The 25,895-nt window shown below is 64.0% G+C and carries 24 protein-coding genes; 21 read left to right on the top strand and 3 right to left on the bottom strand.

Annotated elements, in window-relative coordinates; all coding sequences use genetic code 11:
- The first annotated feature begins 108 nt into the window (after positions 1 to 108).
- The 9 genes from J2X11_RS11570 to J2X11_RS11530 all read left to right on the top strand — a co-directional run bounded on the left by J2X11_RS11570 (position 109) and on the right by J2X11_RS11530 (position 9,238).
- Positions 109 to 1,398 (top strand): ammonium transporter, encoded by a 1,290-nt coding sequence (locus J2X11_RS11570; protein ID WP_309971023.1) that lies wholly within the window; start codon positions 109 to 111, stop codon positions 1,396 to 1,398.
- A gap of 305 nt (positions 1,399 to 1,703) precedes the next feature.
- Positions 1,704 to 2,054: a 50S ribosomal protein L19 gene (gene rplS, locus J2X11_RS11565; RefSeq protein ID WP_309971020.1), complete on the top strand. Its 351-nt coding sequence runs from the start codon at positions 1,704 to 1,706 to the stop codon at positions 2,052 to 2,054.
- A 43-nt stretch (positions 2,055 to 2,097) separates the two neighbouring features.
- Positions 2,098 to 2,763: a signal peptidase I gene (gene lepB / locus J2X11_RS11560; protein WP_309971017.1), complete on the top strand. Its 666-nt coding sequence runs from the start codon at positions 2,098 to 2,100 to the stop codon at positions 2,761 to 2,763.
- Positions 2,760 to 3,416 (top strand): ribonuclease HII, encoded by a 657-nt coding sequence (locus J2X11_RS11555; protein WP_309971014.1) that lies wholly within the window; start codon positions 2,760 to 2,762, stop codon positions 3,414 to 3,416. Before lepB ends, J2X11_RS11555 begins: the two co-directional genes overlap by 4 nt.
- Positions 3,406 to 3,717, top strand: a complete 312-nt coding sequence (locus tag J2X11_RS11550) for a DUF2469 domain-containing protein (protein ID WP_309971011.1) — start codon at positions 3,406 to 3,408, stop codon at positions 3,715 to 3,717. The genes J2X11_RS11555 and J2X11_RS11550 overlap by 11 nt, the downstream gene beginning before the upstream one ends.
- An 87-nt stretch (positions 3,718 to 3,804) precedes the next feature.
- Positions 3,805 to 4,167: a YraN family protein gene (locus tag J2X11_RS11545; RefSeq protein ID WP_309971008.1), complete on the top strand. Its 363-nt coding sequence runs from the start codon at positions 3,805 to 3,807 to the stop codon at positions 4,165 to 4,167.
- Positions 4,167 to 5,753: a YifB family Mg chelatase-like AAA ATPase gene (locus J2X11_RS11540; RefSeq protein ID WP_309971005.1), complete on the top strand. Its 1,587-nt coding sequence runs from the start codon at positions 4,167 to 4,169 to the stop codon at positions 5,751 to 5,753. Before J2X11_RS11545 ends, J2X11_RS11540 begins: the two co-directional genes overlap by 1 nt.
- A complete protein-coding gene (dprA, locus tag J2X11_RS11535) occupies positions 5,750 to 6,883 on the top strand; it encodes a DNA-processing protein DprA (protein WP_309971003.1) in 1,134 nt (377 codons plus the stop codon). The genes J2X11_RS11540 and dprA overlap by 4 nt, the downstream gene beginning before the upstream one ends.
- Positions 6,884 to 6,949: 66 nt before the next feature.
- The gene (locus J2X11_RS11530) at positions 6,950 to 9,238 is read left to right on the top strand and encodes a putative bifunctional diguanylate cyclase/phosphodiesterase (protein ID WP_309971001.1); all 2,289 of its coding nucleotides are present in this window, start codon (positions 6,950 to 6,952) and stop codon (positions 9,236 to 9,238) included.
- Here the strand turns inward: J2X11_RS11530 and J2X11_RS11525 are convergent.
- Entirely contained in the window at positions 9,215 to 9,556 is a 342-nt protein-coding gene (locus tag J2X11_RS11525) for a hypothetical protein (RefSeq protein WP_309970998.1), read from the bottom strand. The genes J2X11_RS11530 and J2X11_RS11525 overlap by 24 nt on opposite strands.
- A 90-nt stretch (positions 9,557 to 9,646) precedes the next feature.
- Between J2X11_RS11525 and J2X11_RS11520 the strand changes: the two genes are divergently transcribed.
- Positions 9,647 to 10,576 carry a tyrosine recombinase XerC gene (locus J2X11_RS11520; RefSeq protein WP_309970995.1) on the top strand — a complete coding sequence of 310 codons (930 nt, stop codon included), beginning with the start codon at positions 9,647 to 9,649 and terminating at the stop codon, positions 10,574 to 10,576.
- Here the strand turns inward: J2X11_RS11520 and J2X11_RS11515 are convergent.
- Positions 10,573 to 11,469, bottom strand: coding sequence for a peptidoglycan DD-metalloendopeptidase family protein (locus tag J2X11_RS11515; protein WP_309970993.1), 897 nt, complete (start codon positions 11,467 to 11,469; stop codon positions 10,573 to 10,575). The genes J2X11_RS11520 and J2X11_RS11515 overlap by 4 nt on opposite strands.
- Positions 11,470 to 11,767: 298 nt before the next feature.
- Between J2X11_RS11515 and rpsB the strand changes: the two genes are divergently transcribed.
- The 11 genes from rpsB to rlmN all read left to right on the top strand — a co-directional run bounded on the left by rpsB (position 11,768) and on the right by rlmN (position 24,180).
- On the top strand, positions 11,768 to 12,826 hold the full coding sequence (gene rpsB / locus J2X11_RS11510) for a 30S ribosomal protein S2 (RefSeq protein WP_309970990.1): 1,059 nt from the start codon (positions 11,768 to 11,770) through the stop codon (positions 12,824 to 12,826).
- Between the two features lie 35 nt (positions 12,827 to 12,861).
- On the top strand, positions 12,862 to 13,677 hold the full coding sequence (tsf, locus tag J2X11_RS11505) for a translation elongation factor Ts (RefSeq protein ID WP_309970988.1): 816 nt from the start codon (positions 12,862 to 12,864) through the stop codon (positions 13,675 to 13,677).
- 49 nt (positions 13,678 to 13,726) lie between these two features.
- Positions 13,727 to 14,476 carry a UMP kinase gene (pyrH, locus tag J2X11_RS11500; RefSeq protein WP_309970985.1) on the top strand — a complete coding sequence of 250 codons (750 nt, stop codon included), beginning with the start codon at positions 13,727 to 13,729 and terminating at the stop codon, positions 14,474 to 14,476.
- Positions 14,477 to 14,513: 37 nt separating this feature from the next.
- The gene (frr, locus tag J2X11_RS11495; protein ID WP_309972361.1) at positions 14,514 to 15,068 is read left to right on the top strand and encodes a ribosome recycling factor; all 555 of its coding nucleotides are present in this window, start codon (positions 14,514 to 14,516) and stop codon (positions 15,066 to 15,068) included.
- A complete protein-coding gene (locus tag J2X11_RS11490; RefSeq protein ID WP_309970983.1) occupies positions 15,058 to 15,909 on the top strand; it encodes a phosphatidate cytidylyltransferase in 852 nt (283 codons plus the stop codon). The genes frr and J2X11_RS11490 overlap by 11 nt, the downstream gene beginning before the upstream one ends.
- A gap of 12 nt (positions 15,910 to 15,921) precedes the next feature.
- The gene (locus J2X11_RS11485; RefSeq protein WP_309970979.1) at positions 15,922 to 16,368 is read left to right on the top strand and encodes a nuclear transport factor 2 family protein; all 447 of its coding nucleotides are present in this window, start codon (positions 15,922 to 15,924) and stop codon (positions 16,366 to 16,368) included.
- Complete coding sequence (locus J2X11_RS11480) at positions 16,365 to 17,087, top strand: SDR family NAD(P)-dependent oxidoreductase (protein ID WP_309970975.1); 723 nt, start codon at positions 16,365 to 16,367, stop codon at positions 17,085 to 17,087. The genes J2X11_RS11485 and J2X11_RS11480 overlap by 4 nt, the downstream gene beginning before the upstream one ends.
- Before the next feature lie 217 nt (positions 17,088 to 17,304).
- Positions 17,305 to 19,608: an SGNH/GDSL hydrolase family protein gene (locus J2X11_RS11475; RefSeq protein ID WP_309970972.1), complete on the top strand. Its 2,304-nt coding sequence runs from the start codon at positions 17,305 to 17,307 to the stop codon at positions 19,606 to 19,608.
- Positions 19,609 to 19,690: 82 nt separating this feature from the next.
- Positions 19,691 to 22,144, top strand: a complete 2,454-nt coding sequence (locus J2X11_RS11470) for a circularly permuted type 2 ATP-grasp protein (protein ID WP_309970970.1) — start codon at positions 19,691 to 19,693, stop codon at positions 22,142 to 22,144.
- The gene (locus J2X11_RS11465) at positions 22,141 to 23,013 is read left to right on the top strand and encodes a transglutaminase family protein (protein WP_309970968.1); all 873 of its coding nucleotides are present in this window, start codon (positions 22,141 to 22,143) and stop codon (positions 23,011 to 23,013) included. The genes J2X11_RS11470 and J2X11_RS11465 overlap by 4 nt, the downstream gene beginning before the upstream one ends.
- Before the next feature lie 39 nt (positions 23,014 to 23,052).
- Positions 23,053 to 24,180: a dual-specificity RNA methyltransferase RlmN gene (rlmN, locus tag J2X11_RS11460; protein ID WP_309970966.1), complete on the top strand. Its 1,128-nt coding sequence runs from the start codon at positions 23,053 to 23,055 to the stop codon at positions 24,178 to 24,180.
- Here the strand turns inward: rlmN and J2X11_RS11455 are convergent, their stop codons facing one another.
- Positions 24,181 to 25,860, bottom strand: a complete 1,680-nt coding sequence (locus J2X11_RS11455) for a TIGR03767 family metallophosphoesterase (RefSeq protein WP_309970963.1) — start codon at positions 25,858 to 25,860, stop codon at positions 24,181 to 24,183.
- Between the last annotated feature and the right edge of the window lie 35 nt (positions 25,861 to 25,895).

Raw genomic sequence — 25,895 nt, 5'->3', positions numbered from 1 at the left:
CCTGCGGGTAGCCGACTCAAAACTTCCCGTCGACAGACTCTCGTCATTCCTTCCGGGCAGCAATGAAGCTGCACCATTCGGATGGACCCTTCACGAGAGGTATTTCGCATGGATCTGTCATCTGCCTGGTTGCTGCTGAGCGCAGCCCTGGTTCTCTTCATGACGCCGGGACTGGCGTTCTTCTATGGAGGTTTGGTTAAGGCCAAGAGCGTCGTCTCCATGATGATGCTGAGCTTCGGAGCTATGGGCCTCGTGGCCGTGCTCTGGGTGCTCTACGGCTTCAACATGTCCTTCGTTGACGGCAGCAAGGGGGACTGGATCCCCGAGATCGTCGGCGACGCATTCTCCGACTTCGGACTCGCTGACACTGCGAAGGCTGCCTTCGGCGGCGGCGGCGAGCTGACCCTCGCTGGTGTCATCTTCGGTGCCACGTTCGCGATCATCACGGTCGCGCTGGTTTCCGGTGCCATCGCCGACCGCGCTCGCTTCTTCCCGTGGATGGTGTTCGCGGGTCTTTTCGCGACGCTCGTCTACTTCCCGGTTGCTGCTTGGGTCTTCGCGTTCACGGTTGACGACAAGGGCGTACCGACCTTCACCGGTTGGGTTGGACAGCTCAGCACTCACCTCGACATCGCTGACAAGTTCACGATCGACTACGCCGGTGGTACTGCGGTCCACATCAACGCTGGTGCCGCTGCACTCGCACTCGCACTCGTTCTCGGCAAGCGCGTCAACTTCAGCCGTGAGCTCAACAAGCCCCACAACGTTCCGCTCGTGCTCATCGGCGCAGCGATCCTGTGGTTCGGCTGGTTCGGCTTCAACGGCGGCGCTGCACTGGCCACCGGCACGCCCGGCACCAACGGTTCCGCTGGCCTGATCTACGTCAACACGCTCGTCGCTCCTGCGGCTGCGCTGCTCGGCTGGATCTTGGTTGAGCACTTCAAGAACGGCAAGGCCACCGCTGTGGGTGCCGCATCCGGAATTGTCGCGGGACTCGTCGCGATCACGCCGGCGTGTGCCAACCTTTCGCCGCACTGGGCCATCGTGCTCGGCCTCCTTGCTGGTGGCGTGTGCGCGATCGCGATCGAGTTCAAGTACAAGCTCGGATTCGATGACTCCCTCGATGTTGTCGGCATCCACCTTGTCGGCGGCCTCATCGGAACGCTGTTCCTCGGGTTCTTCGCGATCGGTACCGGCCTGTTCACTGGTGGTGGCAACCTCGAGCAGCTCGTGCTCCAGGCCATCCCGGCGTTCGCCATCGGTCTCTACTCGTTCATCGTTGCCTACATCCTGGGCACGATCATCGACAAGACGATCGGATTCCGCGTCAAGGCGGACGAAGAAGCCGCGGGCATCGACTCGGTGCTCCACGGTGAAGAGGGTTACGCCCTCAACTGATCAGTTCCATCAGGACGCGCCCGCCAGAACCTTGGCGGGCGCGTTCTGCGTTGCCTTGGGTTTGGGAGGTATCCCACCAGGTTTCACAGTGGCGGCTTGGCCGCGGGACGTTCAACCCGCCCAGACGCTTCGGCCGCGGACGGCCTTCGGTCCAGGCGGATTTCCTCCGCACCCGTCCGCTATGGCAAGATTGACCCTTGGCGCAGGATGGTTCTGCCGCAGGGGCACCATCGCCGACCGCCGTACGATCCTTCATTTTTCTTAGCAATCCGTGAGTGACCTGTGGCACCAGCGAGGAGACAGCAATGACGAACATCATCGACCAGGTCTCGGGCGAGTCACTCCGCACCGACCTCCCCAACTTTCGCGCCGGCGACACCCTTGAAGTTCACGTTCGCGTGATCGAGGGAAGCCGCTCGCGCATCCAGGTGTTCAAGGGCGTCTGCCTCAAGGTCCAGGGTTCCGGCATCGGCCGTACCTTCACGGTCCGCAAGATCAGCTTCGGTGTCGGTGTTGAGCGTACGTTCCCGCTGCACACCCCGGTGATCGAGAAGATCGAGATCGCCAGCCGCGGTGACGTTCGTCGCGCCAAGCTCTACTACCTCCGCAACCTGCGCGGCAAGGCTGCCAAGATCAAGGAAAAGCGCGAGGACTGAGCGCCCTCGTTCGTGCGTTGTGCGCTACGGCTAGGCTCACCGCGTGACTGAGAAGCGACGACAGCTCCCCGTCTGGCAGGAGTCGATCCTTCTGGTCATCACCGCGATGGTGATGGCGGTGATCGTCAAGACGTTCTTCCTGCAGGCCTTCTACATTCCATCGGAATCGATGGAGCCCACGATGCTTGTCGACGACAAGCTCCTGGTTCAGAAGGTTTCCTACTGGGCCGGAGAGGCCAAGCGCGGCGACATTGTCGTGTTTGACGATCCGGGTGGATGGCTGGGCGAGGATGAGTCTCGTCATGCTTCCAACCCACTTCAGCGGGCACTCGAAACGGTAGGCCTGTTCCCGACCGGCGGTCACCTCATCAAGCGCGTGATCGGCGTCGGCGGCGACGAGGTCGTCTGCTGCACCGCGGCAGGCAAGCTGACGGTCAACGGTACGACGCTCAACGAGCCGTACCTTCTTGACCAGTCCGGACCCGCCAGCACCGAGAAGTTCGACGTCAAGGTTCCCCAGGGCCACTTGTGGGTCATGGGCGACAATCGCGGCAACTCGGCCGACTCCCGGTCCCACCTGGGCGATCCCGGTGGCGGCTTCATCGCTGAGAAGGCGGTCGTCGGCAAGGCCTGGCTGCGCGTATGGCCGTGGAAGCGTGCCGGCATCATTCACAAGCCCTCGTCCTTCGAAGCCGTCAACGGCAAATGACGCAGTTCGCCAAAGGTGCGACGATCCGGCGCGATGCCGGCTTGTACGGCTTTGAGCGCGCGCTAGCCCGTCAGGGACTGACTCCCGTGGCTGGAGTCGACGAAGCCGGTCGCGGCGCCTGTGCGGGCCCTCTGGTCGCCGCTGCCGTCGTGTTGGATCGGCCGATCCCGGGCATCGCAGACTCGAAGCTGCTGACTGAGGCGCGTCGCGAAAAGTGCTTCGACCTGATCATGAAGCGTGCCACCGACGTATCAGTCGTCATTGTTTCGGCGCCCGACTGCGATCAGATGGGCATGCACGTCGCCAACATCTCAGCCCTGCGCCGCGCACTGGCTCGCCTTGCCGTTCGGCCCGGCTACGTGCTGACTGACGGCTTCCCTGTCGATGGGCTAGGTGTTCCGGGGCTCGCGGTCTGGAAGGGCGACCGGGTGGCGGCATCGATCGCCGCTGCATCCATCGTCGCCAAAGTGACACGCGATCGGATCATGGTGCAGCTGCACGAGGAATATCCGGCATACGATTTCGCCACGCACAAGGGTTACTGCACGTCGCTCCACCAGGAGAAGCTCGACGAGCACGGCCCGTGCCCAGAGCACCGTAGGCGATACGTCAACGTACGAGCAGCGATGGAGGGAGCAGTCCGTGAGCAGTGAAGACCTCGAACGCTATGAGTCTGAGATGGAGCTGGCGCTCTACCGCGAATATCGCGATGTCGTCTCTATCTTCAAGTATGTCGTCGAAACCGATCGGCGCTTCTATCTGTGCAACGCCGTCGATGTGAAGGTGCGCTCGGAGACTGGCGATGCGTACTTCGAAGTCACGATGAGCGACGCGTGGGTGTGGGACATCTACCGTCCCGCTCGCTTCGCCAAGACCGTCAAGGTGCTGACGTTCAAAGACGTCAACGTCGAGGAGCTGCAGGAGTCCGAAACCCAGCTTCCGTCGGCTGACTGATTTCCACAGCGCTGCCTCGCTGATCGGTCGTCCACAGAGCAGTTCTGGACGGCACTCGTACTGACGTGTTCCGACAAGGCTCGGGAGATGACGTACGCGCGCAACAAGGCCATCGGGACCTTCGGAGAGAATGTCGCTGCCGAGCACCTCATATCGCTCGGCATGGTCATCCTGGCCCGCAACTGGACCTGCAAGTTCGGTGAGATCGACATCGTCGCGCGAGACGGCTCGACTCTGGTGATCTGCGAGGTCAAGACCCGCGGCAGCTCCGACTACGGTGGCCCGTTCGAAGCCGTGACAGGTCACAAGGCCATGCGGTTGCGCCGACTGGCAATGCACTGGCTCGAGGTGCATGACATCGAGCCGCCGAGTGTGCGCATCGATGTGGTGTCGGTGTCGCTCCGTCCGCGGGGCGGACCCGTCGTCGAACGCATTGCTGGCGTGGCCTGATGAGCGCTCCCACGCACTCAGTCACTCTCGATGGGCTCTCGGGTCGGCCGATCGAGATCGAAGTCCACATCGGAGGTGGCTTGCCGAGGACAGTTCTCGTCGGACTGGCCGACACGATGGTCAGTGAAGCTCGTGACCGATGCCGATCAGCCGTAGCCAACTCCGGTACGACCTGGCCCGATCAACTCGTGACGATCAACCTTGCGCCCTCGACGCTGCCCAAGTCTGGATCGCACTACGACCTCGCGATCGCTCTCGCGGTGTTCGCGGCGAAGTCGCTGGTGCCCGCCGAACGACTCGCTGGCGCGGCATTCCTCGGAGAACTGGCCCTTGATGGGCGGTTGCGGGCGATACGCGGTGTCCTTCCTGCGACGCTGGCTGCCGCGGAAGCCGGCTTTGAACGGGTCTATGTGCCCGAGGTCAACGTGCCCGAGGCAGAACTTGTGCGAGGGATCACCGTCGTGGGCGTTCGCTCGCTGCGCCAGGCGGTGGCATTGCTGACGGGCACCGAAGAACCGGACGACCCACCGGTGCCGCCACTCGACGAGATACCGGGAATGTCGTGGACGTCTGCCGAGCGTCTGGCTCATCTCGACCTCGCGGACATCGCCGGTCAGGAGGACGCTCGCATGGCGTTGGTGATTGCTGCGGCGGGCGGTCATCACATGCTCATGACAGGTCCGCCAGGCATCGGCAAGACGATGCTTGCTCAGCGGTTGCCAGGACTGCTGCCTGATCTGACTCACGATCAGTCGCTCGCGGTCAGCGCCGTTCATTCGGTTGCGGGGGTGCTGCCGAGCGATGCACCACTTCTCACGCGTCCACCGTTTCTTGATCCACACCACACCGCCAGCGCAGTGTCGATTGTCGGCGGCGGCAGCAAGGTCATCCGGCCAGGCGCGCTGTCGCTCGCCCATAACGGCGTGTTGTTCCTCGATGAGGCGCCGGAGTTCGCCTCCAATGTCCTCGAGGCGTTGCGGCAACCGCTTGAGAGCGGGCATGTCGTGGTCTCGAGGGCAGCCCTCACCGCCGCCTATCCCGCCCGCTTCCAGCTCATCTTGGCTGCCAATCCGTGTCCCTGCGGATTGGCCAGCTCGGTGAGCGACCAATGCCGGTGTTCGCCGTTGAGTCGTCGCCGTTATGCCGATCGACTGTCCGGACCGATTCGCGATCGAATCGACATCCATCGCTCGTTGTCTGCACTCGCGCGCCCGGAACTCGTGACTGCAATGTCAGGCGCCCGTTCGACAGCCGAACTCGCCGGCACGGTTGTCGAGGCCCGCGAGCGACAGCAACGCCGGCTGAGCGGCACGCCGTGGACGCTCAACAGTGCCGTTCCCGGCGTTGAGCTGCGCAAGCAATGGCCGGTCAGTGAGGAAGGGCGCGTGATGGTCGATCAGCAGCTACGCACCAACAAGCTCAATGCGCGCTCGGCCGACCGCATATTGCGCCTTTCGTGGAGCGTCGCGGACCTGCACGGTCACGATGTTCCGACCGGAGATGACGTCGACACGGCATTGTCCCTCCGACGCGGAACACCGCTCGGCAGCGCCATGCGCGATCTCGTTCAGGTCTCAAGACCGTGACGGAGAAGCAGGATCGATTGGCGTTGAGTCTGATCGCCGAACCCGGTGATCCTCGTCTTCGCGACCTGCTCGCACACCACGAACCCGGGCGCATCGTGGCGGGTGCGCGGGGCGACTCGAGCGTGCGTGTTCCGGCTGGGTGGTCCGACAGAGCGTTGGGCATGCGCACTGCGCTGGACGAGGTCAAGGCGCGGGCCAAGGCGAGTGGTCTGCGATGGCTGTGCCCGGACGACCCAGGCTGGCCCACCTCGCTATCTGACCTCGATCACATCGAGCCGCTGCATGGCACGGCGGGCGCTCCGATCGGCCTGTGGATCCGCGGCAATGGGAATCTTGCTCAGCTGACAGAGGAGAGTGTGGCCATCGTCGGGGCTCGGGACTGCACGACATATGGTGCCGAGTCAGCCTCTGAGCTCGCAGCGGACTGCACGGACGCAGGCTTCACGATTGTCAGCGGAGCGGCTTTCGGAGTCGATGGATGTGCCCACCGAGGCGCCCTGCTCATGAACAAGCCGACAGTTGCGGTTCTCGCCTGCGGAGCCGACGTTGACTACCCGGCAGGACACGGCGCATTGATCGCTGCAATCGCCGACACCGGTCTGGTGGTGAGTGAGCAAATGCCAGGCGCCCATCCGCTCAAGGGGCGGTTCTTGTCGCGCAACCGGATCATTGCCGCGCTGAGTCAGGGCACGGTCGTCATCGAAGCGGCGGTGCGCAGCGGCTCGCTCAACACGCTCAACTGGGCTGACCAACTTGGCCGCACAACGATGGCGCTGCCCGGACCGGTCACTTCGAAGCAGTCGTCAGGCACGCACGAATCCATTCGCACCGGCAAGGCTGTGCTCGTGACGAATGGAAAGAACGTCGTCGAAGAGTTGCGAGGTCTTGGAGCAGAGACGTCCACGCCGGAAGCCATTCCCAGTACAGAGTTCGATCGACTTCCACCCGCAGCACGCAAGACCCTCGACGGGGTCGACTGGAGAATCGGACGCTCGCTGACGGAGATTGCGTCTGGGGTGCGGCTCACGGCTCGTGAAGTGCAGACCTCGCTCGATCTGCTCGAACGTCGAGGTTTGGTCGTGCGCTTCGGGTCGGGCTGGATCCTCGCGCGGCGCGCCGACGTCGGCTGACCAATTGGCCGCGGGATGAACCTGTCAGGGGCCATGATTGGTCGACGGACAAGCCCGAGGAGGCGCGTGACCAGGCAGTGGTGGCAGCTCTACTTGGGTGGGGGCGCGTTGGCGCTGATCGCCTATCCCGCCATGCCGGCAGGCGTCCCGCAAGACGCGTTCTACGTGGCTGTCGGGGCCTCGTGTGTCGCAGCCATCATGGTCGGAGTTCGACTGCGCCGCCCCAGCCGGCGCCTGCCGTGGCTACTCATGGCCGGGGGTCAACTCTCGTGGGTCTCGGCAGACGTGCTGTACAGCTGGTACGAGGCGGCGGGCCGCGCTGACCTGTTCCCGACCCCCGCTGACGGGCTCTACATCGCCGCATACCCGCTACTGGGCGCCGGTTTGGCAGTGCTCATCCGTCTCCGTCGCAGAGGGCCCGACCCGGCTGGGCTGATCGACAGTGTCATCGTCACGGTCAGCTTCGGCCTTCTGTCGTGGGTGTTGGTGGCCGAGTCGCTCATCAATGGGACTGACGCGCCGTGGATTGACCGGTTGGTTGCCGTTGCCTACCCGGCAGGCGACATCTTGCTTTTGGCACTTCTGGCGCTGCTCATCACCACGGCGGGAGCGCGGACCGCTGCGTTTCGCTTCCTCACTGGGGCAGTACTGCTCCAGATCCTCGCTGACAGCGTGTTCGCCGCGACCGAACTGAGCGGAGGCTACAACGAGGCACTGGACCTCTTGTGGCTCGCGTCCTACGTGTTGTGGGGTGCGGCGGCCCTGCATCCCTCGATGACTCAATTGGGTGACTCGACCACGCAGGAGCCGCAGCCACTCAGCCCCCGACGCGTCATCGCTCTGACGGCTGCCGTTCTGGTAGCACCCCTGACACTGGCAGCCCAGTTGGCCGTCGGCGACCCAGGCGACGCTTGGGCCGTCGTGGTTTGTTCGACAGCTCTCTTCCTGCTCGTCGTCGCGCGGATGAGTCTGGCAATCAGGGAGGTCGTCGCCACGGCGTCGCAGCGCGACCAACTCCAGGGCGTGCTGTCCCACGAGGTCGCGCACGACTCGCTGACCGGACTCGCCAATCGTGCCTCGGTGCTCGCCCAGGTCGAGGCTGCTCTGCACCGCGGACAGCGCGCCGGGACGCTCTCGGCGTTGCTGTTCATCGACCTTGACCGATTCAAAGCCGTCAACGACAAGTTCGGGCACCGCGCGGGTGATGAAGTGCTGAGGGAGACGGCGCGACGAATGCGCCAATGCGCTCGCGACGGTGACACGGTCGGTCGTCTGGGCGGCGACGAGTTCGCCGTCCTTCTTGAGCTGCTGAGCTCTGAGTCGGAGGCAATCGATCTGGCCGACCGAATCGTCGAGGCTCTGGCTGTTCCGTTCGATGTCGGCGGGATCAACATCACCGTCGGGGCAAGTGTCGGGATCGCCTACAGCATGGATGCTGGAACAAAGGCTGCTCAGTTGCTCCACGAGGCCGACGTCGCGAGTCACCGAGCGAGGGAGGCCGGGCGTGGTCGATCACATGTGTTCGGTGACGCGCTTCGTCGCGAGCTGAGTGAGCAGAACGCGATCGAAACCGCGCTTGGCGCAGCTCTCGCAAACGGAGAGTTCGTCCTGTACTACCAGCCGGTCGTCGCTGTCGAAACCGGTGACGTGGAGGGGTACGAAGCACTGATTCGCTGGCCGAGGCCAGGCCTCGGCTTGCAGCAGCCCGACACCTTCATCCCGGTTGCGGAGAAGTCTGACCTGATCTGTGACATCGACCGTTGGGGTCTACGGGAGGCGACTCGTCAGCTTGCCCAGTGGTCAGAGGACGAGCCCGAGCGGTACGCGGACCTCACTGTCGCAGTCAACATCTCGGGCCGACATCTCGCGGATGTCGGGATCATCAGCGACGTCACGGGCGCACTTGCCAGCTCCGGATTGGCGGCCCACCGCCTCGTGTTAGAAATCACCGAGAGCGTGCTCATCGACGTGCCAGCCGCCACCGCGCACCTCGTCGCGCTCAGAGAGATGGGTATCTCGATCAGCATTGACGACTTCGGTACCGGCTACACATCCATCGCCCAGCTCCAGCAGCTTCCGGTCGACACGCTCAAGATCGACCGACAGTTCGTCACGTCCACAGTGGCTGGAGCACGGGACCTGCTGATGCTCATGGTCAATGCGGCTCACAGTTGCGGTCTGAGTGTGGTGGCTGAGGGGGTCGAGACAGATGACCAGCTTGAGGCCTTGCGCGCCCTGTCGGTCGACTCGGTGCAGGGCTTCTTGTTGGCACGTCCGCAGCCAGCCGATGTCGTCCAGGGGCGACTCGGCACCGTTCGAGACGCTCAGGGGCTACAGCTGCGGACCGAGGGCTGATTCCGGGGAGCGGGTCTGGATTGGTTCCTTGAGTTCTACAAAGATCGTGTGCGTTGCGGTCTTGCCAATGTTCTCGCCTGAATGAGTCTGAGCAGGCAACCAGGTTGCGATCCCTGATGAAAGCGACACTTCGCGTTGCTGATCTCCGACGCTGAGGCGACGATCGAAACCGCTCAGCGTGATCATGACGCTGTCTGGGTGGCTGTGAGGTGTCGTACTGTCGCCCGGCCCGTCCAGGTACTCCAGGACGCGTACACGCTCGTTCTCGAACACGATCTTGTAGAGGTCGGGGTTTGTTGTTGTGGGATCGCCAGTCATTCAGTCATCTTCAGTCCAGAAGGCGCGCTCGTAAAGGTGTAGCGGCGCGCCGACGTCGGCTGAACTGCGCCTCGGCGCACACTGGAGTGGATGACCGAGTCGACACAGGATGAGCTCGGCGAGGCGTGGGCGCGCGTCCTCGCTGAATACGAGCGCCATCTGGTGTCCGAGCGAGATCTGTCCGTGCACTCGGTGCGCGCGTATGTCACTGACCTGCACGCCCTGGCAGTGCACGCTGAGCGCCTAGGCATCACCGAGCCCTCCGGCATGACGATTCGTACGCTCCGAAGCTGGCTCGCCAATTTGCAGTCACTCGGCAAAGCGCGCACGACGATGGCTCGCCGCGCTGCGTCGGCACGCGTGTTCACCGCCTGGTTGGTCCGTACCGGACGTGCCACAGCCGATCCGGGTGCGCTGTTGGCCAGCCCGAAGGCGCGGCGCGAACTTCCGGGTGCGCTGACACAGACCGAGATGCGGGCCGTGCTCGATGCGTCACTGGCCGAGCTGGCCGATGAAGGACCGCGTGGGCAACGCGATCTGGCAATCCTCGAGCTGCTCTACGCCACGGGCATTCGTGTGGGTGAGCTCGTGGGACTCGACGTCGACGATTTGGATCGTGGCCGCCGTGTTGTTCGAGTGTTCGGCAAGGGCCGCAAGGAGCGTTCCGTGCCCTACGGTGCTCCGGCCGCAGATGCCCTAGAGCTCTGGCTCAGCAGCGGCCGTCCCGCGATGACATCCGGTGATCCAGCCGTGTTCGTCGGAATGCGGGGGAGCCGCATCGATCCCCGAGCTGTTCGCCGGATCGTGCACGAGCGACTAGGCGCAGTCGAGGGTGGCCCAGACCTCGGCCCCCACGGCCTGCGGCACACGGCCGCGACACATCTCCTTGAAGGAGGCGCTGATTTGCGCAGCGTTCAAGAGATCCTCGGACACGCCTCGCTGGGTACGACCCAGATTTACACCCACGTCAGCAACGACCGCCTCAAAGCGGCCTTCAAGCTCGCGCATCCCAGGGCCTAAAGGAACTTCGAGGGGTTCACTGCGTGGCCGTTCTTGACGACCATGAAGTGCAAGTGGCATCCGGTCGACAAGCCCGTGTTGCCTGAGCGCCCGATGACCGTGCCGCGTCCCACTCGCTCGCCGGTTGAGACTGACTGCCTGCTCAGGTGGTTGTAGGACGTCTCAAGGCCCGGTCGGTGCCTGATGACGATCCGCTTGCCGTACGCGGCGCTGCGTGAACGTCGGACTACGGTTCCGGCCGCTGCTGCGTGAACCGGCGTGCCGCACGAAACGCCGAAGTCGATGCCGTCGTGCAGCTTTCGCACCCCGGTCACCGGGTGGACTCGCATACCGAAAGCAGACGTGACCGGACCGCCAACGGGACGATCAAGGGAGCCGTTGCCCGAGGCCGGCGGTGCCGGTGGCTTGCCGTGGGGGCTGATGAGTCGGTATCGACCGCTGGAGAGCAGTTCGAGGGGATCGAGATAGTCATCCTTCCCAACAACCCTGCCGAGATGGAGGCACGACCCGGCGCAATGACTCGGTGAGCCGAGCAACGTCCCGATCTCCTGCCCCGCCGCGACGGAGTCGCCGACTTTCAGAGGTGACGAGACGGGCTGGTAGGTAGAACGTTCCCGGCCGTGCTCAATCGTGACGACCGGAATCCCGGCTACTGGCCCTGTAAAGGCGACTCGACCTGCCGCGACGGCTCGCACTGGGTCGCCGACCGATGCGGCCAGATCGACGCCGCGGTGGCCGGGACCGTACGCGCTCTCGGGTTTGTCGAATCGCTGTCGTATGTCATGCCAAGGCAATGGCCAGATCCACGGTTCGGACCCGCCAGCGGTGGCCGGACCATTGGGTACGAGCGATGCCACCACCAGAACGAGCACGAGGAACGATCGACGATTCATCCCGCCAGCCAAGACCGGTCAGTTCCGGGATATCTGTCCGGTGACTCAAGCTGGGGAATTCAGCCTGGGGGAGCGGCCGTTGTGGATTTCGCAGGGGACGTACCCGTGCCCTAGACTGAGCGCAATCACTTCGAAAGAAGTGAAATTCGCGCGCCTGTCTCCGTATGACGCGAAAGTCGAATACGGATGCGGTCCTGGTCTCCCTCGGGAGTGGGCCACAAACGCAGGCGCCAGGTCACCGCCAACCGGCGGTGAGTTAACCAGGAAGTGGCACACACGTGTCACAAGGAGAATCACCATGGCAGTAGTCACTATGCGCCAGCTGCTCGAGAGCGGCGTTCACTTCGGGCACCAGACCCGTCGTTGGAACCCCAAGATGAAGCGATTCATCTTCACCGAGCGCAACGGCATCTACATCATCGACCTCCAGCAGTCGCTCGCGTACATCGACGCCGGCTACGAGTTCGTCAAGACCACCGTCGCCCGTGGCGGCACGATCCTGTTCGTCGGCACCAAGCGCCAGGCGCAGGAGCCGATCGAGGAGCAGGCCAAGCGCGTCGGTATGCCCTACGTCAACCAGCGTTGGCTCGGCGGCATGCTCACCAACTTCCAGACGATGCACCAGCGCCTTCAGCGTATGAAGGAGCTCGAGGAGATCGACTTCGACGACGTCGCAGGCTCCAACCGCACCAAGAAGGAACTCCTTCACATGAGCCGCGAGTACGCGAAGCTTTCGCGCACTCTCGGCGGCATCCGCGACATGGGCCGCACTCCGGCCGCTGTCTGGATCGTCGACACCAAGAAGGAGCACCTCGCGGTTGACGAGGCCAAGAAGCTCGGTATCCCGATCATCGCGATCCTCGACACCAACTGCGACCCCGATGACGTCGACTTCCCGATCCCGGGCAACGACGACGCCATCCGCTCCGTTGGTCTCCTGACCCGCGTCATCGCCGACGCCGTTGCCGAGGGCCTCATCGCCCGCGGTGGCAGCAAGACCGGCGAAGAAGCACCCGGCACCGAGCTCGGCGCCGAGGAGCCCCTGGCTGACTGGGAGCGTGAGCTCCTCGAGTCGAAGGCTGCTGAAGCTGCTGCTGAGGCGCCCGCCGCTGACGCTGACGCTGCCAAGGCCGATGACGCTGAGGCACCCGCCGCCAAGAAGGCTCCGGCCAAGAAGGCTGCTGCCAAGGCTGACGACGCTGAGGCACCCGCCGCCAAGAAGGCTCCGGCCAAGAAGGCTGCTGCCAAGGCTGACGACGCTGAGAAGCCCGCCGCCAAGAAGGCTCCGGCCAAGAAGGTTGCAGCTGAGAAGGCTCCGGCCAAGAAGGCGCCCGCCAAGAAGGCCGCCGCCAAGTAGGCGACCACACCACCCTGAAAAGCGAGAACACGTACATGGCAATCACTGCCCAAGAGGTCAAGAAGCTCCGCGACGCCACTGGCGCAGGAATGATGGACGCCAAGAAGGCGCTCACCGAGACTGACGGAGACTTCGAGAAGGCGATCGAGGTCCTCCGGATCTCGGGCGCCGCGAAGGCTGCCAAGCGCGCTGAGCGCGAGGCGACTTCCGGACTCGTTGCCAACTTCGGCAGCGCCATCGTCGAGCTCAACTCTGAGACCGACTTTGTCGCCAAGAACGAGCAGTTCATCACGCTCGCCGAGGACCTCGCGGTTCTCGCGGACAAGACGAAGCCTGCCGACGCTGCTGCCTTCGCCAGTGCCACTCTCGACAGCGGCAAGACCGTTGCCGAAGCGGTCGCTGACCTCGCCATCGTCATTGGCGAGAAGATCGAGCTCGGTCGCGTCGCGAGCTTCTCGGATGGCAGCGTCGTTTCGTACATGCACCGTCGCGCCAGCGACCTGCCGCCCGCTGTTGGCGTGCTCGTCGAGTTCGACGGCGACAGCCACGACGTCGCTCGCGGCGTTGCGATGCAGATCGCTGCGATGCGTCCTCGCTACCTCACTCGCGAAGACGTTCCTGCCGAGGTTGTTGCCAAGGAGCGTGAGATCGCCGAGGCGACCTCGCGTGAAGAGGGCAAGCCCGAGCAGGCGATTGCCAAGATCACCGAAGGCCGCCTCAATGGCTTCTTCAAGGACAATGTTCTGCTCGAGCAGGCGTCAGTCCAGGACAACAAGAAGACCGTCAAGGCACTCTTGGATGAGGCAGGCGTGACCATCAAGCGCTTCGCTCACATCGAGATCGGCGCCTGAACCACACGAACAACCGCTCACGGACGCCCTTTGTTGGCAGGAGACTGAAATGGACAACGCCCAGCTCGTCAAAGATTCAGTCTCCGACAAGCGATTCAATCGTGTGCTCCTGAAGCTGTCAGGCGAGGCCTTTGGCGGCGGCAAGATCGGTATCGATCCTGACGTCGTCAACGGCATCGCCCACCAGGTCGCCGAGGCAATTGCCGAGGGCGTCGAAGTAGCCATCGTCGTCGGTGGCGGCAACTTCTTCCGTGGAGCTGAGCTCAGCCAGCGAGGTATGGACCGGGCGCGCGCCGACTACATCGGCATGCTCGGAACTGTGATGAACTGTCTGGCATTGCAGGACTTCTGCGAGAAGCTCGGCATCGAGACGCGGGTTCAATCAGCCATCACGATGGGACAGGTCGCCGAACCGTACATCCCGCGCAAGGCGATTCGTCACCTCGAGAAGGGTCGCGTCGTCATCTTCGGCGCCGGCGCCGGTATGCCGTACTTCTCCACTGACACTGTCTCCGCACAGCGTGCACTGGAGATCGGAGCAGACGCGGTGCTGATGTCCAAGAGCGGTGTTGACGGTGTCTACTCGGCCGACCCGCGTACGAACCCTGACGCCAAGAAGTACGACGAGATCAGCTTTGATGACGCGCTGCGGATGGGCCTCAAAGTCGTCGATGCCGCCGCGTTCGCGCTGTGCATGGAGAACAAGCTCCCCATGATCGTCTTCGGAATGGATGGCGAGGGCAACATCGCCCGCGTCCTTCGTGGTGAGAAGATCGGAACGCTGGTCCACGCCGCCTAGGCGTCCGGACCGACCAGAACTGGATGGAGACATCGTGATTGACCAAACCCTGCGTGACGCCGACAGCAAGATGGAGAAGGCTGTCGAGCACACCCGCGAGGAGTTCGCTGCGATCCGAACCGGACGCGCCCACCCGGCGATGTTCGCCCAGATCACGGCCGAGTACTACGGCCAGCAGACGCCACTCAACCAGCTCGCCGGGTTCCAGGTACCGGAGCCGCGCACGGTCGTCATCCAGCCGTACGACATAGGCGCCAAGGCTGCGATCGAGAAGGCCATCCGCGAATCGGATCTCGGCGTCAACCCCAGCGATGATGGCAAGGTCTTGCGCGTCACCCTGCCGGAGCTGACTGAGGACCGTCGCAAGGAATACATCAAGCTTGCCAAGACCAAGGCCGAAGAAGGCCGGGTCGCCGTACGTGGAGCGCGCCGCAACGCCAAGCAGACTCTCGACAAGGCCGAAAAGGACTCCGAGATCAGCAAGGACGACAACGCTGGTGCCGAGAAGCGCCTCGACGGCCTGACCAAGAAGCATGTCGACACGATCGACGATCTGCTCAAGAACAAAGAGGCAGAACTCCTTGACATCTGAGCCGTCGGAGACGGCCGCAGTCGCGAAACACAGTCGCGCGGGCCGCAATCTTCCGGCCGCGATCGGCGTAGGCGTCAGCCTCTGCGCCATGATCGTCCTGTCGCTGTTTCTGGTGAAGGACGTGTTCGTCGCGGTCGTTGTGATTGCGCTGGGCATCGGCCTGTGGGAGTTGGCGCGGGCGTTCGCGAAGGCCGACATCAACATCCCGTTCCTGCCGATTGTCACCGGCGGCACGATCATGCTCGTCGGTGCCTTCTATGGCGGCATGGAGACGGCAGCAGTTGCCATGGCTCTCACGGTGATCGGCACACTCGTATGGCGTCTCGCTGAAGGCGCGGACGGATTCGTACGCGATGTCAGCGCTGGCATTTTCTCGCTGTCGTACCTCTACCTCATGGGCGTGTTCGTCCTACTGATGCTGATCGAGGAAGACGGACCGTGGCGCATCGTCGCGTTCATCGTCGCCACGATCGCCTCCGACACCGGCGGCTACATCGCAGGCGTGCTGTTCGGCAAGCATCCGATGGCGCCGACGATCAGCCCCAAGAAGTCATGGGAAGGCTTCGCCGGTTCGCTCATTGTCGGCGTGGCCGCAGGCATCGGCACCGTTGTCTACGGGCTCGATGGTCGCTGGTGGGTCGGTGCGATCCTTGGCGTCGCGGGCGTCGTCTTCGCAACGCTCGGCGACCTGTCGGAGTCCTTGATCAAGCGGGATCTCGGCATCAAGGACATGGGCGACCTGCTCCCGGGTCACGGTGGTCTGATGGATCGTCTCGACTCGTTGATTGCCGTGGCTCCGATTGCCTGGCTGATTTTGCACACCCTCGTCGACGTGTCCTGACAGTCTGCTTCCATGCCACTGTCAGACGGCGATCACATTCGCGGCCTCCTGGGGACCTACTGTCGTTTGATCGATGCGGGTGACTTCGCCGGCATCGGCACGCTGATGGCCGATGCGGTGTTGATGACCGAGGACGGTACGCCCATCGCTACTGGCGCGGAGGAGATCGCAGGTCTCTACGCCGGGATCGTCACGGTGCACGCAGATGGCACCCCGGGCACACAGCACGTCGTTGCCAACACGGCGCTCGAGGAGCTCGACGGCGCCATCCGCGCCCGCTCGACGTACCTCGTGTTCCAGGCCGTCACTGGACTCCCGCTCCAGCCCATCATCACGGGCTCGTACGTCGACACGTTCGACCAGGATTCGACGGGCACCTGGCGCTTTGTCGAGCGCAGGTTCTCCATCGGCCGTTCCGGCGATCTCACCCACCACCTAGCCCCAGGAGTCATTGGATGACCGAGTCCAGCCCACGCGTCGTTGTCATCACCGGTGCAGCTTCCGGCATTGGCTATGCAACAGCAGAGCTCTTCCGCGACGAAGGCGCGATCGTCTTCGGCCTCGATATCTCTTCGACCGTTCCGGACGGCGTGACGTACGTCGAGTGCAACGTTGCCGATCGTGCCTCCGTCGACGCCGCCATCGCCGTATGCGCTCAGCACGGGCACATTGACGTACTCGCCAACGTTGCCGGCATCGTTCAGTTCGGCAGGTTCGCGGAGATCGAAGAAGACCTGTGGGATCGGGTGCACGCGATCGACCTCAAGGGCCCGTTCATGATGTCGCAGGCGGCGTTGCCGTACCTCGAGGAGTGCAACGGCAATATCGTCAACGTCTCGTCTGTTGCCGGCAATGCGCCTCAGCCCTATTCGGTTGCTTATGCGGCGGCGAAGGGCGGACTGACCATGATGACCCGATCGCTGGCCCTCGAGCTGACGCCCAAAAACATCCGCGTCAACGCAATTTGCCCGGGCACCGTCGCCACTCCGTTGGTGGACGCCGTGGCGGCAACGTTCCCGTCAGACCTGGAGCCTCGCCTGATGGAACGGATCTTCGGGATGCTTCCTGGTCCGCCCATCACCCCGACCGAGCTCGGCTCCGCGATCGTCTACCTCGCGTCGCCCTCCGCGCGGATGATCACGGGAGCCGTCCTGGCGTTCGACGCCGGAATGAGCTGAACCAGACGTTCGGGGCAGTTTGACCGTCTCACCTCGGTGACGGGCTCGGAGACCTACTATCGAGTAACTCCCTTCGCCCCCGGAAGTGACCATGTCCCGACCTGCGGTCTCTGTTTCTGCGTGCCTGCTGGTTCTGTCGGGCCTGTCTGTGGTGTCGGCTCCTGTCGCGCACGCTGAAACTGGCCCGAACGCGGCCGCCTGCGCCCCTGCAGGGTCAGTGGCGCAGAGTGGGATCTCCTATCGCGCCACGCCCTCCACTCCGCAGGTCGGCAGCAGTGTGACGATGACGGGCCAGATCGCCCCGGGCTTCAGTGGAAGGACGGTGTGGATTCAGCAAGAGCAGGACACGGCAAACACCTGGAAAACCGTCACGCAGGCGACCACGAACGCATCAGGCGAGTACTTTGCCTCGGTCACGGTGAAGTCGACGGGCACTCGCACCTATCGGGCTCGCCTGGTTGGGCTCAACCCCGCAACCTCCCTCATCCGTGTCGTGAAGGTCATCAGCAAGCCGTCGGCGAGTAGAGCGTTCAAGTCCGTGAACCCGACTGTGTCGGGGGCGGCCCGGGTGGGCAACCGGATCGGGCTCGCGACGGGACAGTGGACGCCAACGCCGTCGAAATTCTCCTACCAGTGGAGGCGTGACGGCACCAAGATCACCGGCGCGACGGCAAAGTCGTACGTGCTCACCGCGGCCGATCATTGCGCGCATGTCACGGTGGAGGCGAAGGCTTCACGCAACAGCAAGCTGACAGTGCGGGAGAGCATCGCAGCCACGCCTGTCAGTGCCGGAACATTCGTCTCGGGGACCGCGACGATCAGCGGTGACACTGTCATCGGCCATGTCATGACGGCATCGTCGAAAGGCTGGAGTCCCGCACCGGATCAACTCACCTATCAGTGGACTCGAAACCAGCAACCGATCTCAGGAGCGACCTACGCCACGTACTCGACGAAATCGGCAGACGTGGGCGCGGATCTCGGCGTCACTGTGGTCGCGCACCGAACGGCCTACAGCTCGACCTCAGCTCGAAGCGCACCCGTACGAATCTCCGAGCCGCCACCTGCTGAGCCGATTCCGACGACTCCGGAGCCAACGACTCCGGTTCCGACCACGCCTGAGCCGACAACTCCCGAGCCAACGACTCCAGTTCCGACGACGCCCGAACCGACGACTCCTGAGCCGACGACTCCCGAGCCCACGACACCTGAGCCGACAACACCCGAACCGACGACACCGGTTCCTACGACGCCCGAACCAACCACGCCTGAGCCGACCACGCCGTTGCCTACCGAACCGGAACCCTCGGTGCCGGCATCAGCTCCGACGTTCGGCGATCTGATGAAACCTGAGTCCGCGGGGGTTGTGTCGCCGTCGGTGGCGACCGTGACATTCAGCGACAAGCAGCCGGACTGGTTCGCGCGCAACACCTTCGTACGTTGGGACACCCCGGGTGCCTTCGCGCACTCACTGGATCCTGTGCCCTATGGCACGCTGCACTCGGCAGCCCACGACGACAACGTGTATCGACCGTCGGTCGGCGGCGAGTATCACGTGAACAACTCGTTCTACAAAGCTGCCGACGTCAGCTTCAAGGTCACCGGTGACAAGTTTGCAATCCGCTATCTGACGTACAAAGAGTCAGACGCCATGCTGTGGATCGACGGCCAACCGGTGGCAACAGAACCGTTCCTCGGGAGCGATCCTGGCGGCACCGGTGCCTGGAACTGGCTCATCGTTTCCCGGACTTCGAGCGCCCCCGTCACGGTGCGCTTCGCTGGTCCGCTGGTGTTCAGCGGTGTCGACCATGATTCACGCGACAACGTGACAGTCACGGCTACCCAGCAGTTCACGCTGGGAGTGGTGAGCGATTCGATGTACGAGATTCTGAACCACGAAAAGCCGAAGTTTCAGAACGCCGGATCGGCGCTCAGCACTGTGACCGGCTTCCGAGTGTGGAACATGGCTGAGGGCGGCACTGGCTACGTCAACGACGGATCTGGCACCGCGTTGAGTGGTGGCAAGGGATATCCGGGCCATATCTCCACGCCCTATGGATCAGACCGGCGCATCGCCACAATCGCGGCCGCACCCATTGATGCGTTGCTCGTGAACGGTTCGCTCAACGATCGATGGTTCAGCGCGAGCGCACATCGGGAGGCGATGGACAAGTTCCTCGACCGAGTGGCCGAGGTCCGACCAGATCTCCCGGTCGTGCTGCTCAGTCTGGAACCGTTGTCCTACCTTGGCGTCGACGACCGGACGTTTGCGCGGTACTGGGAACTCAATGCCAACTTCGCCTCTGTAGCTGCCACACATCCCAACGTTGTGGGAGTGATCGATCCGTTCACAGCTGACTGGATCACCGGCACGGGCAGCTCTGTCCACCCGAAGGGTGATGGCAATCAGGATCAGTTCGTCGGATTGGACGAGATTCATCTGAACGGCGCAGGACAGGCTTATTACCAAACCAGAGTGGCCGATGAGCTGCGGCCGATGCTGGCTCGCCTTCCCCGCTAGTACCTCAGATCGGCATGTCGCTGACGTTCGAAACATTGGCATGCAAGGGTGATCCCGTGCTCCATGACCTGAGGCGATGCCGGTGACTGCGCTCCAGGACTATTCCGCCGCGGTCACTCAGCCGACGTTGACCAGCGATGCCACCCGGTACGACGAGGTCGTCGCCCCCGACGGCAGCCTGCGCACGGCGTGGAAGGGTCTCGCCGAGACGGCGGTCCAGCTCACCGAGTCCGACCTCGTACGCGTCACGGGTGACATCGAGCGGATGCTGGCCGACGATGGCGTCACATACACGCCGCCAGAGCAGTCGCCGGGCCCGTGGCGACTCGACCCGATCCCGCTCGTCATCGATTCCGCAGAATGGACGCCGCTCGAGATCGGGCTGGCGCAGCGGACGGAGCTGCTCAACGCGATCCTGGTCGACCTCTATGGCCCGCAGCGCCTGCTGTCGTCGGGTGTACTCCCGCCAGCGCTCGTGTTTGGGCACTCGGGATTCCTGCGCGTGTCAGCACGTGCGTCAGCCCACGATCCGTGGCCACTGCTGCTTGCAGCCGCTGATCTCGGCCGCAATGCGGCAGGGGAGTGGCAGGTCATCGCCGATCGTGCCCAGGCCCCGTCTGGCATCGGGTTTGCAATGGAGAACCGTCGAGTCATCTCACGCGTGATGCCCGAGCTCTACCGCCAGGCCGGAATGCATCGCATGGCTCCGTTCTTCCAGGCGCTCCGCACGACGCTGATGGAGGCTGCGCCCAACGGCGCTCCAGATCCTCGCGTCGTCGTGTTGTCGCCCGGTACGCACTCGGAGACGTCGTACGACCAGGCCTTCGTGGCGTCGATGCTTGGCTTCCCTCTCGTTGAGGGAAGCGACCTGGTGATGCGCGAAGGCTCTGTTTGGGTGCGTGTGTTCGGTCGACTCGAGCGCGTCGATGTGATCCTGCGGCGCGTCGATGCGGCCTGGAGCGATGCGCTTGAGCTGCGCAAGAACTCCCAGCTCGGCGTTGCGGGACTTTCAGAGGCGGTACGCCGCGGCACCGTACGTGTCGTCAACGGCCTCGGAGCTGGCGTGCTCGAGAACCCGGGCCTGCTCCCGTTCATGTCGGCCATGTGCGAGACGTTGCTGGACGAGCCGTTGCGCATTCCGTCGGTGCAGACCTATTGGTGTGGTTTGCCCCGGTCGCTGTCCTTCGTGGAGGACAACATCGACGATCTGGTTATTCGAGCGATCGACAATCCCGTCGACCTGGGTCACCTGACTCCTGACGCGCTGCGAGAGCTCATCCGTGCCGAACCACATCGGTATGTCGGGCAGGAGTCGCTGTCGCTCTCGCAGGCTCCGTCCTACGGTTCACGGGGCATCCGGCCGCAGGCGTTGACGCTGCGTACGTTCACTCTTCGCTACGGGTCGACGTACAGACCACTGGTCGGCGGTCTGGCCAACGTCATTGGCGAAGGTGCCACGGCATCGAGCAAAGACGTGTGGGTGCTCAAGGAGCGTGCTGAGGACGCCGACCAGGGCCTTTCCGAGGTGCTGCCGATCACGCAGGGGCGCGCCACAGCTGCCATGGTGCCGCGCGTGCTCGAGGACATGTTCTGGTTCGGCCGGTATGCCGAACGGGCTGAGGACATGCTGCGACTGATCCTCGCGACGCATGCCAGCGCAGAAGACAACGCCAGCCGTCCACACACCGTTGGCGGCGCCAGTCTGGCCGTGTTGCTCAGTGCGATCACCCGGCTGAGCGACGTACCGTTCGAACGCGACAGTCTCGACGCCCATTTCCGCTCGCTGCTGCTCGACAAGGATCGTCCTGGCTCGGTTGCCCAGTCGATCAGCTCGCTGCGTGAAGCCGCGCAGAGCGTACGTGACCAGCTGTCGCCTGACGTCTGGCACGCATTCAGCTCGACCGAGCGTGCGTCGGCTGCCCTGACGAGCTATCACTACAGCCACCAAGTCTCCGAGAGCGCCAGCCGCATGCTGACCGGCATCCTCTCGCTTCAGGGTGTCACGGCCAACATGATGCGCGATCCCGGCTGGCGCATGATCAGTGCCGGACGAGTTGTCGAGCGCGGGCTCCAGCTCAGCCACCTGTTGCGCGCGACGACGACCGTACGTCGGGGCATCGACATCGACCGCGAGATCAACAACGCCGTGTTGTCGATCGCCGAGAGTGCCGTCACCCACCGTCGGCGCTATCGCGGGTACGTACGACTCGCGGGTGTGCTCGACCTGCTCCTGATGGATGCCGACAACCCCCGCTCTCTGGCGTTCGGCATCAGCGAGCTGCGTGAGCATCTCGCAGCGATGCCAGGTTCGACCGGCGCGACTCGCCCCGAGCGTCTGCTCGACGATCTCGCCCACGAGTTGGCGCGCGCAGACGTTGCCAGCTTGGTCGCGGTCGAGGGGGAGCGTCGCCCCAACCTCGAACGGTTCCTTGACGGCTACGTCAGCCAGCTCTCGCGGGTTGCCGAGGCGATCGGCGAGCTGCACTTCGCAGTCGGCCCGGCACCGCGTGCCTTCGGCTTTGGTGGCGTGTCATGAGGTACGAGGTCTCGCACCGTACGACGTACTCGTACGACGAGGACGTCAGCGACAGCCTGGGCATCGCCTACTTGGTGCCGCGCGAGCTGCCGTGGCAGCGGGTGCTGGAGCGCGAGCTCGTCATCGAACCTGTGGCCATCGATCGCACCGAAGATCTCGACTTCTACGGCAACACAGCCACCTACTTCCAGGTCACCACGGCCCACAAGAACCTCGACATCCTCGCGACCAGTCGGGTAGAGGTCGATGCGCCGACATACGACGAGCAGGCGCTGGCGACACCCTGGGAGCAGGCGATCCCATCAGCCCGCGACGACGTCGATGACGCGTGGCGTGCCCAAGACTTCGCTCTCCCGTCCGCGCTCGCCGATCACACCGCCGAAGTGCGCGAGTACGGCGCCGAATCGCTGCAGCCTGGCCGTCCCATCGGCGAAGCCGTGACTGACCTGATGCATCGCATCAACACAGACTTTCGCTACGACAAGACGGCCACGACCGTGACGTCGCGACTCGAAGATGTTTTCGCGCAGCGTGCGGGTGTGTGCCAGGACTTCGCGCACCTCACGCTGGCCTGCCTGCGTACGCATGGGCTCGCAGCCCGGTATGTCAGCGGTTATCTCGCCACCCAGCCACCGCCGGGCAAAGAGCGCGTGTTTGGCGCCGATGCCACCCACGCGTGGGCCGCGGTGTGGCTGCCTGGTGGTGGGTGGCTTGCTGTCGACCCGACCAACGACCAATGGGCCAACGATCGCTACGTGACACTCGCCTGGGGTCGCGACTACGCGGATGTGCCGCCGGTCAAGGGCGTCATCTTCACCGAGGCCAAGACCTCATCGCTCAACGTCGAGGTGGACGTAGCGCCGGTCTGACGATTCGGGGGATCGGGCGCCCGAATGAGAGAATGTGGTGTGTCCTCCGTCAATCCGAACCCGCTGCCGCTTGTCTTCGAGCAGAAGCGTGGTCGCGTCAAGCCTCCGCGGCATCTTGCCGACCTGACGGCCGAGGAGCGAACAGCTGTCGCCGAAGCTCTGGGGGAGCCGGCATTCCGCGTCAAGCAGGTCGCCAACCACTACTACAGCCGCCTTGAGCGCGATCCCGCCAATATGACGGATCTGCCGGCCGCGAGCCGTGACCGCATCGTCGCCGAGTTGTTGCCGACACTGCTCAACCCCGTCCGCACGATGGAGGCTGACAAGGGCACCACGGTCAAGTCGCTGTGGAAGTTGTTCGACGGAGCTCTCGTCGAGTCCGTTCTCATGCGCTACACCGACCGCGCCACGATCTGCGTTTCGAGCCAGGCAGGCTGCGGCATGGCGTGCCCGTTCTGCGCGACTGGCCAGGGCGGACTCGAGCGCAATATGAGCGCGGCCGAGATCGTCGATCAGGTTCAGGATGCTGCCGGCAAGATGGCGCGCGGCGAAGTTGCCGGTGGCCCCGGCCGTCTCTCCAACGTGGTGTTCATGGGCATGGGTGAGCCGATGGCCAACTACAAGGCCGTCATCGGAGCCGTACGCCGCATGGTTGCGCCAACACCCGACGGACTCGGTATGTCAGCGCGCAACATCACGGTCAGCACGGTCGGACTCGTTCCTCGTATGAAGCAGCTCGCCACTGAAGGCATCCCCGTCACGCTTGCACTGTCGCTGCACGCGCCCGACGACGAGCTGCGCAACGAGCTCGTACCGATCAACACCCGCTGGTCAGTGCACGAGGCCGTTGAAGCCGCGTGGGAGTACGCCGAGACCACGAAGCGCCGCGTCTCGATCGAGTACGCGATGATCAAGGACATCAACGATCAGGCTTGGCGTGCTGACCTGCTCGGGGACGTCCTGCAGTCGTACGGCGACTGGGGATGGGTGCACGTCAACCTGATCCCGCTGAACCCCACGCCGGGTTCGAAGTGGACCGCGTCGCGTCCAGAGGACGAGCGCGAATTCGTACGACGACTCATCGCCAAGGGCATACCGACCACCGTCCGCGACACCCGCGGCAGTGACATCGACGGTGCCTGCGGCCAGCTGGCCGCTGCAGAGTAGTTAGACGACCAGCGCGGGCTTCTTGACCAGCAGCTCGACGTTGCGATCTGCCGTGGTGCCGCTCGCGTTGCTGTTGCGACCCTGAGGGTCGTTGGCGGCGAGTTCGCGGGCGAGACCGGCGAGGGCGACCGTTGAGGTCAGCGGCCCAGTCGGTCCGACCGTTCCAGCGTGGTCGAGCATCGTGGTGAAGATCGACAGCGACCCGTCCTGGTTGTCCAACAACTCGATCAGGCGTGACTGCTGCGGGAAGTCGATGTGCGATGCCGTGTTGATCTCCCAGAACCCTGTGCCACCCGTCGCGGCCGTGTGCGCCCATATCTGGTTGCGGTGGGTGTGGCCGTTGACCCAGGCGATCACGTTCGGGTTGGCGAGCAGGAGCTCGACGACAGCCGGCCCGAGCACGCGCTGCTCAAGATCGACGCCAGTCGCGATGAGTGGGTTGGTCATGGTGCCCGACGTGTGGTGGCTGAAGATCATGACGTACTTGTTCTTCGAGCTGGCCAGCGTCGTCTTGAGCCACGCCATCTGCTTCGTGCCGAGCGATCCTTCCGCGTAGCCGTTCGGGTTGACCGAGTCGAGCACGATCCCGCGGAACAACGGGCCCTTGTCGAACGTGTAATAGGCCGTGCCCTTCGTCTTGTTCTCCTCGGTGAAGCCGTGACCAACGGGTCCCGGCGATTCGGGAGTGAGGAAGTGCTCGGCGATGACCTGCTTGCGGGTGAGAACCTTGCGCTTGGGGTCGTACTTGACGAGCCTGGCGCTTGCCAGACCTGCTGCGGCCACCAGGATGCTCGGATCGGCTGCCGTGAGGCTGGAGATGACGTCCGACTGGGACAGGCCCGGAGGCAGTGCGGTCGCCTTGAGCGGTCCGGTGGCGACGACACCAAGCTGCAGTGCGGGCGGGAAGTTGCCCTGTACGAGGCCGTCGTGGTTGCCGAAGACGGAGTACCACGGCATCTTGATGCCTTCGGCCTGGAACGGAGCACGCGCGGCGTTCAGCAGTCCGGTGACCTGCGGGAATCCGTAGCGAGTCTTGAAGATGTCGTTCGGCTTGTTGGCTGGCGCGGGATCCGGGTGCCAGTAGTGGACGTCATAGTCGACGTTGTCGGAGACACCCTGGTACTTCGTCAGGTCGCCTGAGTCCGGTGTGACGCTCTTGCCGTCGAGGATGTCGATGTTCCAGCGGAATTCATTGAGCTGGCAGTTGTCGGCGTTGTCGCCAGTCTGGATCGCAAATTCGAGCAGGCCGCCTCGTACGGGACCGTACTTTGCCTTGTTGACCGCCCGGACCATGGCGTCGGCGGTCTGCAGAGTCAGCATTTCCTGGGGCCGGTAGCTCGACTGCAGCAGTCCGAGCGTCGGCTCGCTGCCGGTGTACTTGTCCTCGAGGCGGTCGACGTACTCAACTCGCATCGGCGACTGGGCGTCGACGAGGTGTACGTCGGTCAGGTGCGCGAACGCGGTGACTGACTGACGGCCGGAGATCGGTGTGGAGCTGGCAGGTGTTCCGAGGTCGGTACGCGCGATGTGGGGCTCGTGTGACGCCTCAACGACCGGCGTGTAGCCGCCAGGTCCGGGAGTGCCACGCTTGAGCGTGCCAGCGAGAGTGGTCACTGGGGGAGCGGTCTGACCTTCCACAGCCCATGCGGCCGGCGAGAGCGCCAGGTCCGTCAGAGCCATCGCCCCGCCGATGACAACGCCAGATTGAATCAGTT

The sequence above is a fragment of the Aeromicrobium panaciterrae genome, assembly GCF_031457275.1.
GTDB lineage: Bacteria > Actinomycetota > Actinomycetes > Propionibacteriales > Nocardioidaceae > Aeromicrobium > Aeromicrobium panaciterrae_A.
The sequence above is the reverse complement of the archived record's forward strand: the minus strand, read 5'-3'. Positions and strand labels throughout refer to the sequence as shown.